This window comes from Bacteroides eggerthii, assembly GCF_025146565.1.
Taxonomy (GTDB): Bacteria; Bacteroidota; Bacteroidia; order Bacteroidales; family Bacteroidaceae; genus Bacteroides; species Bacteroides eggerthii.
Window position 1 is genome coordinate 4,091,717 of record NZ_CP102258.1, and the last position, 20,139, is coordinate 4,111,855.

9 protein-coding genes are annotated in these 20,139 nt (G+C 45.8%); all 9 read left to right on the forward strand.

Features of this window, described 5'->3' with window-relative positions; genetic code table 11:
• The first annotated feature begins 22 nt into the window (after positions 1-22).
• The 9 genes from NQ546_RS17000 to NQ546_RS17040 all read left to right on the forward strand — a co-directional run bounded on the left by NQ546_RS17000 (position 23) and on the right by NQ546_RS17040 (position 19,950).
• Positions 23-4,069, forward strand: a complete 4,047-nt coding sequence (locus NQ546_RS17000) for a hybrid sensor histidine kinase/response regulator transcription factor (RefSeq protein WP_039952997.1) — start codon at positions 23-25, stop codon at positions 4,067-4,069.
• 221 nt (positions 4,070-4,290) lie between these two features.
• Positions 4,291-6,795 carry a DUF4962 domain-containing protein gene (locus NQ546_RS17005; RefSeq protein WP_004288539.1) on the forward strand — a complete coding sequence of 835 codons (2,505 nt, stop codon included), beginning with the start codon at positions 4,291-4,293 and terminating at the stop codon, positions 6,793-6,795.
• Between the two features lie 52 nt (positions 6,796-6,847).
• The gene (locus NQ546_RS17010; RefSeq protein ID WP_004288538.1) at positions 6,848-9,967 is read left to right on the forward strand and encodes a SusC/RagA family TonB-linked outer membrane protein; all 3,120 of its coding nucleotides are present in this window, start codon (positions 6,848-6,850) and stop codon (positions 9,965-9,967) included.
• A gap of 13 nt (positions 9,968-9,980) precedes the next feature.
• The gene (locus tag NQ546_RS17015; protein WP_004288537.1) at positions 9,981-11,582 is read left to right on the forward strand and encodes a SusD/RagB family nutrient-binding outer membrane lipoprotein; all 1,602 of its coding nucleotides are present in this window, start codon (positions 9,981-9,983) and stop codon (positions 11,580-11,582) included.
• A 111-nt stretch (positions 11,583-11,693) separates the two neighbouring features.
• Positions 11,694-13,358, forward strand: coding sequence for an alpha-L-fucosidase (locus NQ546_RS17020; protein ID WP_004288536.1), 1,665 nt, complete (start codon positions 11,694-11,696; stop codon positions 13,356-13,358).
• 282 nt (positions 13,359-13,640) lie between these two features.
• Entirely contained in the window at positions 13,641-15,086 is a 1,446-nt protein-coding gene (locus NQ546_RS17025) for an alpha-L-fucosidase (RefSeq protein ID WP_004288534.1), read from the forward strand.
• 326 nt (positions 15,087-15,412) lie between these two features.
• The gene (locus NQ546_RS17030) at positions 15,413-17,632 is read left to right on the forward strand and encodes a glycosyl hydrolase family 95 catalytic domain-containing protein (RefSeq protein ID WP_172556407.1); all 2,220 of its coding nucleotides are present in this window, start codon (positions 15,413-15,415) and stop codon (positions 17,630-17,632) included.
• Positions 17,633-17,788: 156 nt separating this feature from the next.
• Entirely contained in the window at positions 17,789-19,051 is a 1,263-nt protein-coding gene (locus NQ546_RS17035) for a DUF4995 domain-containing protein (RefSeq protein ID WP_004288532.1), read from the forward strand.
• Positions 19,052-19,230: 179 nt separating this feature from the next.
• Positions 19,231-19,950, forward strand: coding sequence for a DUF6250 domain-containing protein (locus NQ546_RS17040; protein WP_004288531.1), 720 nt, complete (start codon positions 19,231-19,233; stop codon positions 19,948-19,950).
• Positions 19,951-20,139: the final 189 nt, after the last annotated feature.

The window sequence follows — 20,139 nt, forward strand, 5'->3', positions numbered from 1 at the left end:
TAATGATATAAATCAACAAACCATGACAAAATCTGTCTTCTTATCCATTTTACTTTGGATATTTATATACCCGCTTCGTGTGCGGGCCATAGAGTCAATTAACTTTATTCATATCGGAGTCAACGAGGGGCTGTCGCAAAACACAGTATTCGATATTACCCAAGACAAACAAGGCAATATGTGGTTTGCCACTTATGACGGACTGAACAAATATGACGGTTACGATTTTACTATCTACCGGCATAATGAGTCGGACCCGCATAGCATCGGCAGCGTGATCGTCAGAGCATGCATTACAGACACCCAAGGAAGAATATGGGCCGGCACAGAGGAAGGATTATCGCTTTACGATACCGAACAAGACAGATTTCAGAATTTCAGATATTCCAAAAATAAAAAGACGCTCGCCATCAACGGCATCATCGAAATAAATGAAAAGCAGTTGCTTCTCTACACAAACCAAAATGAAAACCTGCTGACATTCGATACTGAAACACACTGTTTTTCAGACAATCCTCTGCACCCTTCACTACTGAATATCCTGCCGACTGCTATTGCAAAGCAGGACAATCATATTTATATCGGGAGCTATAAAGGCGTGTTTTCCTACTCTATCTCCGACAAGACTTTAAAAAGCATCATGCCCGATAAACTAAAAGGCAAACAAATTCTCTCCATTTTACAGCAATCGCCTATTCTTCTATGGATAGGGACAGAGGGACATGGATTATACAAAGTTAATTTACAGACTCAGGAAATCACCAATTATGTCAATAATCCGAAGAACCCAAACAGCATAAGTTCCAATTATATACGCTCACTCACACTTGATCCGCAAAACAGGTTATGGATAGGTACCCTCAATTCACTAAGTATATATGATGAAAAGCATGATTCATTTAATAACCATACCAGCAACATAGAAATCAGCGGAAGTTTATCGCAAACATCCATTCGCGACATTTTCATGGATGCCCATGGCGGCATGTGGTTAGGAACCTATTATGGAGGGCTGAATTATTATCATCCACTTAAAAACCGTTTCCATAACATACAATTTACAGCAAAGAAGAACTCGTTGAACTGCAATACAATAGGATGTATCAAAGAAGATGCTCAAAAAGGAATCTGGATAGGAACAAATAACGGCGGTTTGAATCATTACAACCCCCATACACAGCAATTTACGCATTACATGAGAGAAGAAGGCCTCATGTCAAATGACATAAAAGACATATATATAGATGAAGCCAATGATTTGGTCTATATAGGCACACATACGGGCGGACTCGGTATTCTGCACCGTAAATCCGGACAAATAGAAATATTCCATAATGAAGAAGTAAAAAACATATATGACATAGAACCTGCCGCAAACGGAGAGTTATGGATGACCGGCATGTCCATGCTTGTCCGTTTTAATCCCCGGAACAAAACATTCCAATCCATAAACTCACAAATAGACGGACAGCCATTGGCAGAGGATCAGTTCACTTATTTTCTTCGAGACAGCAAAAGACGCCTTTGGATTGGCGGAGAAAAAGGACTGTCGGTATATACGGAAAAAGACAACGGTTTGCTAAACACGATGATAATACCGGAAAGCTCACCTCTTAACTATAAGTCCATAAACTGTATACATGAAGCTCGTAACGGGATCTTCTGGATTGGAACACGAAACGGAATCTACCGCTTTGACGAAAGTAAAAAAGAAACCAGACAATATACCACAGCACATGGATTGCCTAATAATGTCGTACATGGAATTCTGGAAGACTCATCCGGCAATTTATGGTTAAGCACCAATCAAGGGCTGAGTTGTTTCCAACCGAATACGGAAAAATTCCGCAATTATGCAGACAGCGACGGGCTTCAAAGCAACCAGTTCACCAACAACGCCCATTGCCGGACAGCAGACGGACAAATGTATTTCGGCGGCATCAACGGCATCACTCTGTTCCATCCGGAACAGATAGTGGACAATCCATACACTCCACTGGTTGTTATCACCCAACTGCACCTGTTCAACCGAAGGGTCTTTCCCAATGACGACACCGGCATATTGAAGACAGATATCAGCGGGACAAAAAGCATCACACTGTCGAGCAAACAGTCCATGTTTTCACTGGATTTCGTCGTATCCAACTACATATCAGGCAATCACAACACATTCGCCTATATGTTGCAAGGCTTCGACAAAGAATGGTACTACTCCAACAGCCTGCGCACAGTGTCCTACTCCAACCTGCCGGCGGGCACCTATCATTTCCTTGTAAAAGCCGCCAACAGCGACGGGAAATGGAATGAAACGCCCACAGAACTGGAAATCGTGGTGCTTCCTGTCTGGTACAAAACGTGGTGGGCTATCCTGCTGTTCGTCATCGCTTTTATCTCCATCACCATTTTTATATTCCGTTATTTCTGGTTGCGCAAAAGCATGGAAGCGAAACTGCAAATGGAACGCGTGGACAAAGAGCGACAGAAAGAAGTGAGCGAAATGAAACTGCGTTTCTTTATCAACATCTCCCATGAATTACGCACCCCGCTCACCCTGATTCTCGCCCCGGTACAGGAAATGCTGGACAAAGTAAGCGACCGGTGGCTGCACAGGCAACTGGAACATGTACAGAAGAATACCAACCGACTATTGCATCTAGTGAACCAACTAATGGACTACCGGCGTGCCGAATTAGGTGTGTTCAATTTGAAAGTAAGGCTCAATCTGATACACAATGTGGTCGAAAAGAATTTCCTGTTCTATGAACGTCTGGCTCAACGCAAACGGATAGCCTATAACCTCAGTTCCAATGCAGAAGGACGTGAGATATTCTGTGATCCGGATTATATGGAACTGATTGTAAACAATCTGCTTTCCAATGCCTTCAAATACACAGGTGAAGGCAAGAACATCACAGTGACCTTGAAGGAAGAGAATCACGAGTTGCTCCTTCAGGTAAAGGATACGGGAAGCGGCATCCCCGTTGACAAGCAAGGCAAAATCTTCGAACGCTTCTATCAAGCAGACAACGAGCACTTGGGCAGCGGCATCGGGCTATCACTGGTGCAACGCCTCGTGGAGCTGCATCATGGGCGTATCGAGCTGGAGAGCGAAGAAGGTGTAGGGAGCACTTTCTCCATCTATCTGCCCACCGAGGAGTCGGCATACCTTCCGGAAGAGAAACAGGTTGAGTCCGAATCCATCGAGGAACAGAGAGTCTACACCACCAACAACCGGGACATGTATGTCATCGATACGGAAGACGAAGAGATTTCGGAAGGCGAAACAACCCCGGACGAGACGGCAGCTAAAGACGGACAAAACAAAGAAAGCATCCTGATTGTGGAAGACAATCCGGACATCCGCCAATACCTATGTGAGGAGTTGGGCAAAACCTACCATATACTGAAAGCAGAAAACGGAGAGGAAGCGTTGTCCATTGTGAAGGAGCAAGAGGTGGGCCTCATACTGACGGATGTCATGATGCCCGTTATGGACGGTCTGCAACTATGCAAACAGATAAAACAGAACCTGCGCACCTGCCATATACCTGTCATCATATTGTCTGCCAAAACCGACCTGAAAGAACAATTGGAAGGACTGCAAGTAGGTGCGGACGACTATATTCCCAAACCTTTCTCAATGATAATGATCGCTACCAAGATCAAGAACCTGTTCCGCACCCGCTACCGGGCTATCGAACACTATTCCAATTCCTTGAAAGTAGAGCCCGAAAAAGTAGCGCTTAATCCGTTGGACGAAGAGCTGCTGAAGAAAGCAATAGCCATTGTGGAGAAGCACATGGACAATGTAGAGTTTTCCACCGAGATATTCGCCCGCGAAATGTGCATGAGCCGTTCTAACCTGCACATCAAGATGAAAGCACTGACGGGAGAATCTGCCAATGACTTCATTCGCAAGATGCGTTTCAACCAGGCATGCAAGCTGCTGAAAGAAGGGAAATACACAGTTTCGGAAATCAGTGGAATGGTGGGTTTCAACACCCCATCCTACTTCGCCACCAGCTTTAAAAAATACTTCGGTTGCCTGCCGTCAGAGTACGGAAAATAGTCATTCGAAAGTTATTAAAATACTAATTCACAAAAAGGTGAGACTGAATTGCCATTTGTCTCACCTTTTTATGAATTACACAAATTTGAAAGTACTTTATACAGGAGTGTAAGTACTTTACATCCTGATAATAATTCATTTGACATTACTGCAAGCTGTTTTCATGCCAACCCCATACCTTTGCTATCGTTGACTTAGAATTATTTCAAGAACAATATAACATGAAAAAACAGCTTTTTATTCTCTTGACATTCTGCCTGACACTGATTGCCGCACAGGCCGGAAACATAATTTGCATACACGAGAATGTACGCGAGACTCCGTATCCACAGCAAGGACATACCTTATATATAAACCCTGCCCCGTTGTTAGTGCCCCAAAGCACCAAGCAGTCGGACTACCTGCAATTCAACCTGTCGCGAAGCAAAGACTTTTCGGACGCAAGTACCCTCCTGTCACAGCCCAAACCCTGGTGCATGTTCAACCCGCACAAGGTGCTGGAAAGCGGCACATGGTACTGGCGCGTACGTTCGGTGAGCAAAGAAGGCAAAGAACTCCCTTGGAGCAAAACTTACAGCTTCACTGTAACCGATGACATACCTCAATTCGTCACCCCCGAAGCAAATGTTTTCCTGAACAACATTCCTCAGGCATACCCCCGCATCTATTGCTTCCTGAACGGCAATCTGGAAAAGGCGCGCAAGAAAGTGCGCTCCAATCCGGAATTCGAGAATATGATCAACGATTCGCGTAATGCACTCGGCTCCAATTACACCAACGACACCAAGCCATACAGGCAGATCACCCGCATGGCTGCCGAATGTGACAACCTGAATACCGCTTATCAAATGCTGCAACTGGACGTGTATGCCGATAAGATGGTGCAGAACGTACGTTGCCTGCTGGCAGTGGAACCCGACAAGAAAGTCATCAACAATGACTTCAATGCCGGAGAACTGATTTACACTCTGGCGTGCACCTACGAAAATTGTTACGACCGCTTCACTCCGCAAGAGCGCAAGCAAATGGAAGGCATCATTATGGACGTATTGTCACTCTATTATAAAAAACACATGATAGAGAAAGAAGAAACCCATATCTTCGACAATCACTTCTGGCAATTCGCTTTCCGTCACTTCATGCAAGCGGCACTGGTGATGTACGACAAATACCCGCTTGCCAAAGAATATCTGGAATATAGCTACGAGCTATGGACGGCGCGTGCTCCGGCATCCGGTTTCAACCGCGACGGCTCATGGCACAACGGAACAAGCTATTTCAGCGCCAATGCCGTCACTCTGGCTTACGTTCCCTCTTTATTCAGCTACCTGACGAAAACGGACTTCATGCAACACCCCTGGTATAAGAACGCCGGTCTTGCCCTATTGTATAGCTGGCAACCCCGGTCATTGAGCGCCGGTTTCGGTGACGGGCATGAGAAGAACAACGGCAAACCCCTGCGTATCCGAAGCGCCTTTGCCGACTTCATGGCACGTACCACCGGAGACCCTTATGCCGCATGGTATTCGTCCATCAACAACCGTTATAAGACGGAATCCGAAACACGCCTCTACCGCATGGCATGCGGCAAGCAACGCCCCCCGAAAGCCGAGTTACCATCGGATGCCCCCAAAGCCGTATGGTTCAAAGACACTGGCGAAATGATAGCCAACAACGACCTGAAAAACTATAAGCATAATATCAGCCTCAGCTTCCGTTCCGGCGCGTTCGGTTCCGGCAGCCACACACATTCCAATCAAAACGCCTTCAACCTGCACTACGGCGGCAAAGCCATCTATCATGCAGTAGGTCATTATATGAACTTTTCCGATCCGCACAATCTGTTGTCCTACCGCAATACACGCGCCCACAACACCTTGCTGGTAGACGGCATCGGTCAGCCGTTCACCACACGCGCCTACGGAGACATCGTCCGTATGTTCAACGGTGAGCACATTTCCTACGCTCTGGGTGACGCGTCCAATGCCTATTGCGGCATCAGCGAATACCCCATGTGGCAGAAGAACTTTGCCAACCACAACCTCGAACAGTCGCGTGAAAACGGTTTTGGAGAGACTCCGCTAAAGAAATACCGCCGTCACATATTCCTGCTGCATCCCAATGTCGTAGTGATCTACGATGAGCTGGAAGCCGGCAAGGCTGTCCGCTGGGACTGGCTGCTGCACAGTCCGGTGAAATTCCAAATAGACGAAGCGACATCCACACTGACAACCCGCAACAAAAAGAGCAGATACACCTCTGTTGCCCGCCTGTTCAGTGAGCAGAAGTGCACCATCAGCCAAACAGACAAGTTTGCTGCCGAACCGAATACGAAGGCAGGCGTGCGCGGTGAAGATTTTACCTCCCCTTGGTCGCTGACAGCCAGCTATGCGCCCAGTAAGACCAACCGCATCCTTACCATCATCCAAGTGGAAGCGGACGGGAACCGGATTGTAGACATCAAGCATGCCGACAGCAACAGTTTTCAATGCGGCGACTGGAAGATTGAAGCGGAGCTGAACACCAAGCGCCCGGCAAGCCTATACATCCGGAACAGTAAAACGCAAGCCACATTCAGTTACGGAAAAGAGAAACCGGTCATGAACGGCCAAGTGTACGAAAGTAAGGACAAAAATTCCTCTATCTTATATGACAGCTTTGACGGTAAATGGGAAGTGCAGGAGATGAAAGACAGGCCTGCGCAAGCTACCGGCAAGATAAAGTAGTATACTTATTGTATATATAATAAAAGTAATTTATTAATTAATCCAAAGTATTATGAAGAACAAGAAAACACACATGAAACGAATGCTAATGCTTTCGTTATTGACCGGTGCTTGCTGTTTCCACAGTTATGCAACGGCAAATGAGCCTGTTTTAATGAAAGAAACGGAATCCGTTGAAAGCATCTTACAGAACAAAAGAATCTCAGGTGTGGTAAATGACAATTTCGGTCCGGTCATCGGTGCAAATGTATCTATAAAAGGAACTTCCATAGGCGCCATTACCGATATGGACGGAAAGTTCAGTTTTGATGCGCCGGAAGATGGAACACTGGTCATTTCCTTCGTAGGATACGTCACACAAGAGATATCGATAAAAGGAAAAAGTTCTTTCACCATCAATCTGAAAGAAGACACAGAAATGCTGGATGAAGTAGTAGTAACTGCACTGGGTATTAAGAGAGAAAAGAAAGCATTGGGCTATGCCATGCAAGAAGTAAAAACGGATGTGTTCTCTGAAAACCGTTCCAGCAGCGTGTCCAACCTATTGCAGGGTAAAGTGGCAGGTGTTCAGATTTCACAATCCGGTAGCGGTGTAGGTGGTCCTACCCGCGTGGTCCTCCGCGGTCTTAACTCTTTAAGCGGTAATAACTCTCCACTTTGGGTAGTCGACGGACTTCCCGTATTGGATAGTTCGAACAGCAATACACAGTTTTCATATTCTTCGGGAGCTGCTGATATCAATCCTGACGATATTGAAAGTATTTCAGTTTTGAAAGGAGCTAACGCGGCAGCCCTATACGGTTCGAGAGCACAAAGCGGTGCAATCGTTATTACAACGAAAAAGGGCAAGGAAGGAAAACTGCAATTGGAATACAACGGTTATGTGTCCATGACCAAAGCCTATGACTCTTATGAATTTCAAGATGTATACGGACAAGGAACCAATGGACAATATGCGCTTGAAGCTACCGGTTCATGGGGACCTAAAATGACTGGACAAATCATTCCCAATTGGCGTAATGAATTCTACGGGGATGAGTCTTATAAAGAGTACGCCATGCTACCCCAGAAAAATATAATCGATGATTTCTTCCGTACAGCCCTGAACTATACAAACTCCGTCAGCGCTACCGGTGGAAATGATAAGATGAACGCCCGTTTTTCTTTCACCGACACGCGTAACCAAGGTATTCTGCCCAATGAATCTATGAACAAGCAGAATTATAACCTGAATGTGGAAATCAAAAACAAGTATTTGACTATCGGCGGTAAAGTAGCCTATTTTCGTGAGAAAGTAAAGAACCGTCCCGAGACATTCTATACCAGTACATGGTCACACCTTATCCGGATTCCGAGAAGCATCCGTTTACAAGATTTGCAGAATCCCGTAGGCATTGACGGTTATGTCGTAAACTGGCATGGCGAAGATACCGAGTATAGAAATCCTTACGGATTCATAGAAAAAGGCAATGGGAACGAATTGAACAGAGACCGTTTCCAAGGGCAGGTCACCGTAGTGGGCAACATCACCGATTACCTGAAAATAACCGGAAGAGTGGGCATGGACCGGATGTCAGACAATGTTGAAACTTACATGCCTTATCATTCAAAGGCCGAAAGTCCTAAAGACTTGATGACAATCACAAATACCACCAGAGAAGAGTTCAATGCAGACCTGATGCTGAACTTCGACAAGCGATTCAAGGATTTTTCCGTAACAGCCAATATCGGTGTCGCCACAAACTATAATAAGTTCAAATCTCTGGCAGGTGAAAGCGGCAAAGCCATTATCCCTAACTTTGTAGCATTGAGCAATGGTGAAAGCAAGTTAGCAACACAAGATTTCTCCTCAAAACGTATCAATTCAGTCTTGGGTAATGCTACATTGGGGTACAAAGGATATGCCTTCCTTGATGTTACGGCGCGAAACGACTGGTCATCTACCTTACCCTCTTCGAATTGGTCTTATTTCTATCCCTCTGCCAGTTTAAGCGGAATCTTATCAGATATATTCGAATTACCTAAAGAATATTTCCTGAAAGTACGCGGTTCTATCGCACAGGTAGGTAACGATACATCCCCTTATTCACTGTACAATGTGTATACGTTGGATGCCTTAGGCAACCATACGGTAGGGAGCAGTTCCAACACCTACCCGCTTGCCGACCTCAAGCCGGAAAAGACTGTATCATGGGAGCTGGGTGTGGACTACCGCATGTTCAGCAATCGTTTAGGTATTGATTTCACCTACTATAAGTCTATAACTACCGATCAGATTCTATCCATGACAGTTCCCGGTTCTTCCGGATATGCCAGCAAAAAAATCAATGCCGGAAAGATGGAAAGCAAGGGTGTTGAATTGATGATTACCGGTACTCCCATCCAGACTAAAGATTGGCGTTTGGACGTAACTCTGAACTGGGGTAAGAATACCACGCGCAATGTGGAACTGGATGAAAAGAACAAACGCTATGTATTTCCACTCACGACCAATGTACGAGTAGGGAAAGTAGTCATTGACGAAGGCGGCAAATTCGGTGACATTGTATCCACTGCCTATAAGAGAAACAAAGAAGGACGGATTCTGGTAAGCGATGACGGTCTCCCTCTTATCGACACAAAATCAGAAAAGGTCATCGGCAATATGATGCCCGAGTGGACAGGTTCTTTCGGAACTACCCTCAGCTGGAAAAACATTGTGCTTAATGCCTTGATTGATGTCAGATATGGTGGACAATTCCTTTCCATGACCGATGCCTACGCCACCGGAGCTGGAAACTCCAAACGGACACTGAATGGACGCGACGGTATGGTAGTAAACGGTATCGTAGAATCAACCGGACAAGAAAATACCAAACAAATAACCGCTCAAGAATATTACGCCACCATAGCCGGTACTTATCCGGTAGGAGAAGAATTCCTGCACGATGCCACTTATGTGAAACTACGTGAACTTTCTATCGGCTATACCCTGCCACAAGTCTGGTTCAGGAACACTCCGATAACCAATGTTAAAGTATCTGTTGTAGGACGCGACCTGTTCAACATCTATAAAGCTGCTCCCGTAAATGCAGAGTTTGCACAAAACAGCCAAGATGTATTCCAAGCATTCGAGCTTGCAGCTCTTCCGTCAACAAGAACTATCGGTTTCTCGCTTAATGTAAAATTCTAAAAAAGACATCATTATGAAATTACATAAAATTCTAATCGCACTATTTTCTGCAGCCGTCATCAGCAGTTGTACAAATGGATTCGAAGATATGAACAGGGATCCATTGGCCGTTAATGAAATATCTCCCGATTTATCATTGCCCAATATGCAATATCATGGTTTCCACATAGTATACGGAGACTATCAAAGAGCAGCCTTGCTCTATTCATTCCTGTATTGCCAATACATGTCCAATACAAGTTCTTCTTTTACATCAGGCAATTATGTCTATAATACCTCATGGGCAGAACGTGGACTATGGACTCCCTACTATCGACAAATGGTAAAGAGAATCCGGGAAATAGAACCTACTCTGGAAAATCATCCGGAATACGACGACATGTATCAGATTATGCGCATAAATTTAGCTATCAGCACCATACGTATGACCGACACATTCGGCGATATTCCTTATTTCAAAGCAGGAAGAGGTGAAACACTGATTCCATACGACAGCCAGAAAGACATCTATTACGACGTGTTCAAGGAACTGACTGAAGCGGTTGACGAACTAAAACAGCAAAAGAGCAATCAATTGAAATATTCCACCGAAGATTTGATCTATCAAGGTGACGTAGACAAGTGGATAAAGCTTGCTAATTCATTGCGCCTGCGTGCTGCTATACGTCTTTCTTTTATCGATCCGGAAAAGGCAAAAGCAGAAGGAGAACTTGCCTTGAAAGAAATGCTTTTGGCATCCAATGCCGATAACGCAGGAGTAACGCCTCCCCAACCCAATGTTTGGGCAAACCCATTGCTCCGCAGCTTGGTGGTAGATGAAGCCAGAGCCAGCAAAACAATGGTAGATATATTACAAGGCTATGGTTCAGTACCTGACCCGCGCCTCACTTTAATCCTGTCGAAAAGCCAAGCATGGGTACAAGGGAAAGACGGCGCTGAAGAGTGGAAAGGAGTTCCTAACGGGCTGCCCGTTACCGAACTTTCACTGCCCGAATATGATAACAACCACAACTCCTGTATTTGGGGATATATGTGGGGATATGACTGGAACTCTGCCGAAAAAGGCGATAACATCTCAAAGCCCAAAACCGACGCAGACTTCACTCCGCTGGGACTGATGAATTACTCGGAAGTGTGCTTCCTGAAAGCCGAAGCTGCTTTGCGCGGCTGGCAAGGAGCAGGCGATGCCAAAACGAACTATGAAAACGGTATTCGCGCCTCATTCGAGGAAATGAGAGCCAACGCTCCTAAGGATTCCTACTCCAAAAGTAATGATGACAAATACATAAGTGAAGGCAATGTAGCCTGGAACAATGCTGACAGCTTCGAAGCCAAACTGGAAAAAATCATCACCCAAAAATGGATAGGAATCTATCCCAATTCGGAAGAAGCGTGGGCAGAGTTCCGCCGCACCGGTTATCCGAAGCTGAACCCGGTGAAGCAAAGCCTTGAGCCCACAATTAATCCGAAAAACGGTGAGTTTATCAAAAAACTGCGTTACGTGGACAATGAATTGAGCAATAACAAAGAGTACGCAACAGATCCAACCCTGAACGGCGGCCAGGGAGACGGATTGTCAGTTCGCGTATGGTGGGATACTGCCCGGTATAAATAATTCTAAATAATCCAACCTAAAAGAGGATATCTTATTATGCAATCAAATAAAGATAGTATAATAACCTATCCTCTTTCAGTACTGTTCCACTTGTAAAGCAAAATATCTATCATGAACATCAAAGCACTACTATTCATCTTCTCATGTACCACTCTTACCGTACAAGCCCAGCAGGAGGACTTCGGCCAGGACGCCCTGATAAATCCAAGCGCAGCAACTTTCAACTTTGACATCGCATCAGGCCCAATCGAACCTACCGATGAATCCATAGCGGCACATTACCAATGCCCCGAATGGTTTCGTAATGCCAAATTCGGCATCTACATGCATTGGGGAGTCAACTCCGTCCCGGGGCACGACGGTCATTACGGCAGGTGGATGTACTGGTATCAGGAACCGGATTCCTGCCTGCGCAAATATCCGATATTAGGTTACAGGGCGCATGCGCCTAAAGTGTACCAGCATCATCTGAAAACCTACGGACACCCGTCCAAATTCGGTTATAAAGACTTCATACCGATGTGGAAAGCCGATAAGTTCAATGCCGACTCATTGGCTGCCTTCTATAAGGAAATAGGCGCAAAGTTTATCGGGGTTATGGCCGTTCACCATGATAATTTCGACTTGTACGACTCAAGCCACCAACCCTGGAACTCCGTAAACATGGGTCCTAAACTAGACATCGTGGGCGCATGGCAGAAAGCATGCAAAAAAGTAGGAGTCCATTTTGCCATTTCCTCTCACCTTAGCAACTACTGCCATGAGCATATGTTCTATCAAGGCACCAATGCCGATCCCGAAGGCCCCTATGCCGGCATACCTTATGACTACATGGACCCGGCCTACGAAGGTCTATACGGCAAACGCACCCCCGACCGCATCATGCGGCTGGAACCCGAATTCGCCCAGTCATGGTATCTCAGAACCAAAGAGTTGATAGATAAATATGAACCCGAACTACTCTATTTTGACGGTCCGTTGCCCAACGGCATCTACGGTCAGCAACTGGCAGCGCATTTCTACAATAAGAATCTCTCACGCAAAGGAGTGCAGAATGGCGTACTCACCATCAAAAGAATAAGGAAAGGATATACGCTCGACCGCGAATGTTCCGGCGAAGACGATTTGCAGAAAAATCCGTTTTTAGTGGATACTACCGTCAATCCCGGCTGGTTCTACATGGGAAACTCGCTGAACATCAATAAAGAGGGTGGAGATGCCGGTATGGGTTCTGTCATACAGGGAAAGACAAAAGACCAACTGCGCATGACGGCAGGACAGATTGTGGACAACCTTGTGGATATTGTCAGCAAAAACGGCAATATGATGCTCAATGTAGGTCTCCGCGCTGACGGCAGCCTGCCCGAAACATTTCGGGATGAACTGGTGAAAATAGGCAACTGGTTGAAATTAAACGGTGAAGCTATTTACGATACCCGTCCCTTCAAAGTATATGGCGAAGGCACATTCAATATGAATGTCGCAAGCGGCAAGAAGCAGTATGCGGACTACCTGTACAAATTCACTGCAAAGGACATACGTTTCACCACCAAAAAGAATGTAATATACATCTTCACTTTGGACTGGCCGGGAAACGGTGAAACCCTCAAAGTACAAAAGCTGAACAATCAAGAGCTAAAAAACATCCAATCCATTTCGTTCCTTGCATCCGGAGAGAAAGTTAAATGGACACAGGATGAAAGCGGATTGTATATCACTACACCGGCTGCCCCGGTAGGAGAATATGCTTATGCCTTTAAAGTCACTATGCAATAATGAGTTTTTTCTCATCACTCATCACTTTTATAGTCAACCTACTATAAATGTGAAAGTTAATAAGTTATGAGAAGCGTTGTGACAGTGACGACCGATATTTGGTCGTCACTCCGGCAGTCGGTTCACCCGGCATATATGGAAAGACTTATTCATGTAAAGAAAAAGGCGCTTCTGTCCTGTTCGACAGTGTCAATGGAAAATGGGAAACCCAAGAAATGAGTGACCAAAGAGTACAGACAATGGGGAAATGGTAAAACAGTTCTAATCACTAGATAATATGATATGAAAAGTAAATTGAAAATTATTTTTTTATTCCTTCTTTTTAGTTTTAATTCATTTGCACAACAAAGTGAACAAGACAAAAAGATGGCATGGTGGCGTGAAGCACGCTTCGGTATGTTCATACACTGGGGGCCTTACGCTGTGTGGGGAGGTGACTATCATGGATATTTGTCACGAGTAGGTGGACCGGCATGGATGATGAACCGTTGCAAAATTCCCGTAAAAGAATATCAGGAAATGACCAAAACCTTCAATCCCATCAAATACAATCCGGAAGAATGGGTACTATTAGCAAAAAATGCGGGAATGAAATACATAATCATAACTGCAAAACACCATGACGGATTTGCTATGTTTAAAAGTAATGCAAGCAATTATAACATAGTAGATTTCACTCCCTATGGTAAAGATGTATTGGACGGATTGGCAAAAGCCTGCCGGAAACATAAAATGAAATTAGGTTTTTATTACTCGCAGGCGCAAGACTGGAATAATCCCGGGGGGGCTACACACAGAAGACCTATGGAACAAGGCTGGCCAAACCCTGATGCGGAAAAGATTGATGCTTATACTGCGGCTCATAACGGCAGTTGGGACCCGGTACAACAAGCACGTACAATGGAAGAATATACAGATAGTGTAGCTATCCCCCAAATAAAAGAGTTACTCAAGAATTACGGTGATGTCGCTGTTATTTGGTGGGACACTCCTAGTGGTCCACCCACTCTCGCAAGAAAAATAAATGAGGTGATAAAGAAGTATCCTCATATCATAACCAATGACAGACTGGTGAGAAATGAAGAAGACATTACGGGAGATTATAAAACTCCGGAACAGGCAATACCGACAGAAAAACAATTGGACGGTACGGATTGGGAAACTTGCATGACGTTGAACAACAGTTGGGGATACCAATGCAGGGGAGTTGTATGGAAATCTCCTCAGACTTTAATAACCAATCTAATTGATATTGTATCCAAAGGAGGTAACTTCCTGTTGAATATAGGTCCCGCTCCTGATGGTTCCATTCCGGAAGGGAACATTCAACGCCTGGATACAATAGGAAAATGGATGAAAAAATACGGAAACTCTATTTACGGAACAGAACGTTGCAAGGTAAAGAAGCCCGATTTCGGGTATTGTACACAAAAAGTCATTGCAAATAAGACTCACGTTTATCTTCATGTTATCGAATGGCCTGAAGACGGGGAATTACTGTTTCGTTTGTATCAAACTGCTTCTTCCGCACGCTTGCTACACAATGGGCAGATTCTGAATTTTGAAAATACACATGATGGAATTTATATCAATGTGCCTTCAAAAGCTCCTGATAATATCGCATCAGTAATTGAATTGACATTTGACTGTATACTGCCACGTTATCCAATCAAGCCTATGAACAAGAACAATTATGACATCATAGACGGAAATAATGACACTCATTAAGATGGCGTGTCAAAACTAACATTAACTATCATTTTACTCTGTCATTCAGAGCGAAGCGAAGAATCTACTCTCTGTGTGAGTAGGAGAAGAGATGCTTCACTACGTTCTGCATGACAGACTATAAGAAATAAAAGATATTTTGAGCGAAGCTAATGATATGATTGTCAGGGTTTTGACATACCCTCTTAAAACAACACAAAGTTAATGATACAAATCCTTTCAACAGTATCAATCCCGTCTTTATAAATAGTTTGATTACCTTTGTCAGAAGAGATAAATATAGACTATAAAGAAACATACAACAAATTACAAAACTTAATTAATACATGAAAAGAGCCCTATTATTCTCTATTGTGATATGGTGTACAGCTGTTTGTTGCTATTGCCAAATCGATTGGAAAACGTTTATGTCCGGACAGGACATGATATGGAACCGTCTGCCTCAGACATGGTACGAAGCCCCCTTTATGGGAAACGGAAGTATGGGAACATACATCTGCAAAGAACCGGAAAAGAACGCAATACGGGTGGACGTAAACAACAGTATGGTACACGATCACCGCGAAGACGACAAAGGCATCTATGGAAGAAGCCGCCTGCTCATAGGCTACTTCCTCCTCCACCCCGTAGGTGAAATCACTTCCGGAACCATGCGGCTCGACCTATGGGATGCCGAAACCCGGGGATGCATCCGCACCACATCGGGGGAAATAAAGCTAAGGGCCTGCGTCACCTCCGAAAGCCCCTACATCATTGTCGAAACGGAAGCGACGGAAGGCGAGAGAGGTTTTACCTGGCGGTTCTATCCGGAAAGCACCGATTCGCCCAGACAGCTGAACGCCATACTGAAAAAAAGCAAGAACCACTTCAAGAAAGACTATATATCCAACCCCGCATCACAACTGTACGAACGCAACGGGCTGAACTACTGCTGGCAACCGTTGCTGGCAGGTGGAGGTACCGCCACCGTCTGGAAAGAAATAAGGAAAGGCAATAAAAGCGTCCTTGTCATCAGCAACGCACACTCCTTTCCTGAGACCGACGCCCTGAAAAAGGCGGAGACCGCATTGGCAAACCTGCAAACGGCGGATATATCCCTCCTCCGGCAAGCACACCGGGACTGGTGGCACAATTATTACCCCCAAAGCTTCATAAGCCTGCCCGACAAAAAGATAGAAAACTTCTATTGGGCGCAAATGTACAAGCTGGCATCCGCAACACGCGTCGGCGGCGGACTGCTGGACAACAGCGGCCCCTGGCAAGTGCTGACGCCATGGCCCAACACCTGGTGGAACCTGAACGTGCAACTAAGTTACTGGCCCGTCTATGCCTCCAACCGGCTGGAACTGGGCATGCCGGTGGTGGATGCGATAAACAACAACTTTGAAAACTTAATAAACAATGTGCCAGAAGCCTACCGGAAAGATGCCGCCGCACTGCCCGTAGCCACCGACTTCAACTTGGTGGGAGTAGATGTGCGCGTGCCCGGCAGCAAACCGTTCGCCCAAGTGGGCAACCTCCCATGGTTATGCCACAACCTCTGGTTACAATACCGTTACAGCATGGACGAGAGCATCCTGCGAAATACGGTCTACCCCACTCTAAGACGTGCCATCAACTTCTATCTTCCTTTCCTCGAAGAAGACGGGCAAGGCATACTGCACCTGAAAGAGACCTACTCTCCGGAATACGGAAACGCCAAAGACTGCAACTACGACCTTGCACTGCTCCGCTGGGGATGCCTGACTCTGCTTGAGGCTTGCCGCATTCTGTCCATCAACGACGAACTACGCCCCACATGGCAGCACATCGCCGACAAACTGACCGACTATCCCCAAAACGAGGATGGCATGATGATAGGAAAAGATGTCCCCTACAACCGTTCGCACCGCCACTTCTCACACCTGCTGATGTTCTATCCGCTCCATCTCCTGAACGCGGAGCAGGAAGGCAGCAAAGAATTGCTGGAGAAGTCGGTGGAACACTGGCACAGCCTGCCCGACAATATCCTCGGATTTTCCTATACGGGTGCATCCTTATTGTACGCCGCTTTCGGTGAAGGAAACAAGGCATTGGAAAAATTAAACGGCCTGTTTGCCCTCACCCTGCGTCCCAACACAATGTATATGGAAAGCGGTCCCGTTATCGAAACGCCCCTATCAGGCGCACAATGTGTCCACGAGATGCTGTTGCAGAGCTGGGGAAAGAAAATACGCGTATTCCCCGCCGTCCCCTCCCAATGGCAGGACGTCCGGTTCCAAGACCTGCGGGCAGAAGGCGCTTTCCTCGTTTCCGCCATCCGCAAAGGAGGGAAAACAACAGACATACGGATTAAAAGCCTCGCGGGAGAGCCCTGCATCTTACAGACGGATATGGAAAATCCTGTTGTCAAAATCGGCAATGCCATGCTGGTTCCCCAAGGCAAAGGTGTGTACGCATTGGATATACGAAAAGGCGAAACGGTGACCATCACGTCCCAAGCTGCCGAAGCATCCCCGATAGGCCCGGTTGAAGGCAAAGGAGGGAACTTTTTCGGGTTGCCATGATACTTCTGTCCGATAAAACACAAAATTAAAACTATATGCGACAAAAGTGAGACGTCTTTGGACCCTTCCGAAGTTCCTTTCAACAACCTTATACAAGATATTTACCGAATATCCGTATTTTTGCATACGAACAATAATCACTAATATTCAATAAATATGAAAAGAAACTCCTTGTTATTTGCAACCGCCCTGCTCATCGGCCTGACCGGTTGTAAAAACACCCCGGCCCCCCAAGAGGCATGGATGAGCAACGCGCTCGACGCCGCTTCCTACCAATTGAAACTGACCGCTGAAGAACTTTCCGGAACAGGCAAGCTGCCACGCTCCATATATTCCGGTTATGACGTGAATTTCCTTGACACGCAACTGCAACGTGAAGACAAATCATATATAGACTCTCTGCATCCCAATCCACCGGCTTTGCAACTGGGCCAAAGATATCTTTGCAGCATTTACGACTGGACCAGCGGTTTCTTTCCCGGCAGCCTTTGGTATGCTTACGAAATGACCGGCGATGAGGAGTTGAAGAACCGCGCCATCGAGTACACCAACCTGCTGAACCCCATACGTGAGCTGAAAGGCACGCACGATATAGGCTTCATGATGAATTGCAGCTACGGCAACGCGCTTCGCCTTGCCCCGAACGACACCATAAAAGCGGTACTTATAGAAACCGCGGATAATTTATGTTCCCGTTTCAATCCGGAAATAGGTTGCATCCGTTCATGGGATTTCGGCGAATGGAACTTCCCGGTCATCATTGACAATATGATGAATCTGGACCTGCTGTTCAACGTTTCCAAGCTGACAGGAGACAACAAATACAAAGACATAGCCGTAAAGCATGCACAGACCACCATGAAAAACCATTTCCGTCCCGACTACACCTCCTATCATGTGGTGAGCTACAACAATGACGGAAGTGTAGAAGTCAAACAGACGCATCAAGGCAAAAATGCCGAGTCGGCATGGTCGCGCGGACAGGCATGGGGAGTGTACGGCTACACCTCTTGCTATCGTGAAACCCAGGACGTGGTTTTCTTGCAAGAAGCCGTTCACATTGCAGACATGATCATGGAACGCGTAAAAACCGACGACCTTATCCCCTACTGGGATTATGACGCTCCGGCAGGCGAAAAAACGCCACGCGACGCATCGGCCGCAGCCATTACGGCATCCGCATTCTTAGAACTCAGCACGTTCGTGCCCGACGGCAAGAAATATGCCGACTATGCCGAGACTATATTGAAAAGTCTTTCCGGTCCCGGTTATCTGTCTGCCAAAGGCAGCAACCAGGGTTATGTGCTGATGCACTCCACAGGCTCACTGCCGCATGGTTCCGAGATAGATGTACCGCTGAATTATGCTGACTACTACTATCTGGAAGCAATGAAAAGATACATGGACAGACATCAGTAATAACTTATAAACAAAACAGACATTTAATTTTAAGGTAAAAAAGGGTTTTATTTGGATTAACAAGGTTGGGGAAAGGCTGGATTTGCAAAAGTTCAGCCTTTTTCTTTTCTCAATTTCTCTTATTCATGCCGATTGGCTACTTTTGCCTTTAAAAGAAAAACTGTTTAACAACTATTTCCATGAACCGACAACTCATTTACAGAATTCTTGCAGGAAGCTTATTCCTACTTTTCCCCTTCATCATGCAGGCCCAAGTCATCTTGAAAAACTGGGCCATCGAGGACCATTCCGGCGAAATGCAGATAATGGTATCCGGTGACACACTGGACATAACGGCTCCCAAAGGCCTTACGCTATGGTATAACAAACGTCTGACAGGCGACTATGAAATCAGTTACCGCATAAAGATGCTGATGCAGGGCGGGAAGTACGACCGCTTAAGTGACCTGAACTGTTTCTGGGGTGCCAACGACCCGGAGCATCCTGAGAACCTGCATGCACAGGCAGCATGGAGAAAAGGCATCTTCCAACACTACAAATCCTTAAAGCTGTTTTACGTGGGATATGGAGGAAACCATAACTCCACCACCCGTTTCCGTCAATACTACGGCGGAGGCCCTTCTTTGAACGATTCAATAGCAAGGCCTGTAATCAAGGAATATACAGATCCCGCTCACCTGCTGTTCCCCAACCAATGGTATCACATCCAAATCCGGGTGCAGAAAGGAATCACAACCTACCGCATCAATGGAGAAGAACTATTCCGCCTCTCTATCAAACGCAACGAAGGCGACGGACATTTCGGATTGAGACTGTTACAGAACCATGTGCTATTCACTGACTTTCAAGTTCACCATACTTTCACTGGAGGTTTCCGGAAAAAAGCAGGAAGATTATAAAGAAGGCCTGAGGAAAGCTCCACAATCCAACAAGAGAAATCAGCCGAAACATCAAACAAAATCTTTCATTCCCTTATAGATTTTGTCTTTATACACTTAGTTAAGCCTCGTTTTTCAGTTGCGGGCTGTACGGTTTCCAACTGTGGGCTGTTCGGCCCGCAACCGGAAACCGTACAGCCCGCAGTTGGA

Coding starts and splice junctions, on each gene's coding strand:
- NQ546_RS17020 (WP_004288536.1), top strand. CDS start 11,694: ATGAACATCAAAGCACTACTATTCATCTTCTCATGTACCACTCTTACC.
- NQ546_RS17000 (WP_039952997.1), top strand. CDS start 23: ATGACAAAATCTGTCTTCTTATCCATTTTACTTTGGATATTTATATAC.
- NQ546_RS17030 (WP_172556407.1), top strand. CDS start 15,413: ATGAAAAGAGCCCTATTATTCTCTATTGTGATATGGTGTACAGCTGTT.
- NQ546_RS17035 (WP_004288532.1), top strand. CDS start 17,789: ATGAAAAGAAACTCCTTGTTATTTGCAACCGCCCTGCTCATCGGCCTG.
- NQ546_RS17005 (WP_004288539.1), top strand. CDS start 4,291: ATGAAAAAACAGCTTTTTATTCTCTTGACATTCTGCCTGACACTGATT.
- NQ546_RS17010 (WP_004288538.1), top strand. CDS start 6,848: ATGAAGAACAAGAAAACACACATGAAACGAATGCTAATGCTTTCGTTA.
- NQ546_RS17025 (WP_004288534.1), top strand. CDS start 13,641: ATGAAAAGTAAATTGAAAATTATTTTTTTATTCCTTCTTTTTAGTTTT.
- NQ546_RS17040 (WP_004288531.1), top strand. CDS start 19,231: ATGAACCGACAACTCATTTACAGAATTCTTGCAGGAAGCTTATTCCTA.
- NQ546_RS17015 (WP_004288537.1), top strand. CDS start 9,981: ATGAAATTACATAAAATTCTAATCGCACTATTTTCTGCAGCCGTCATC.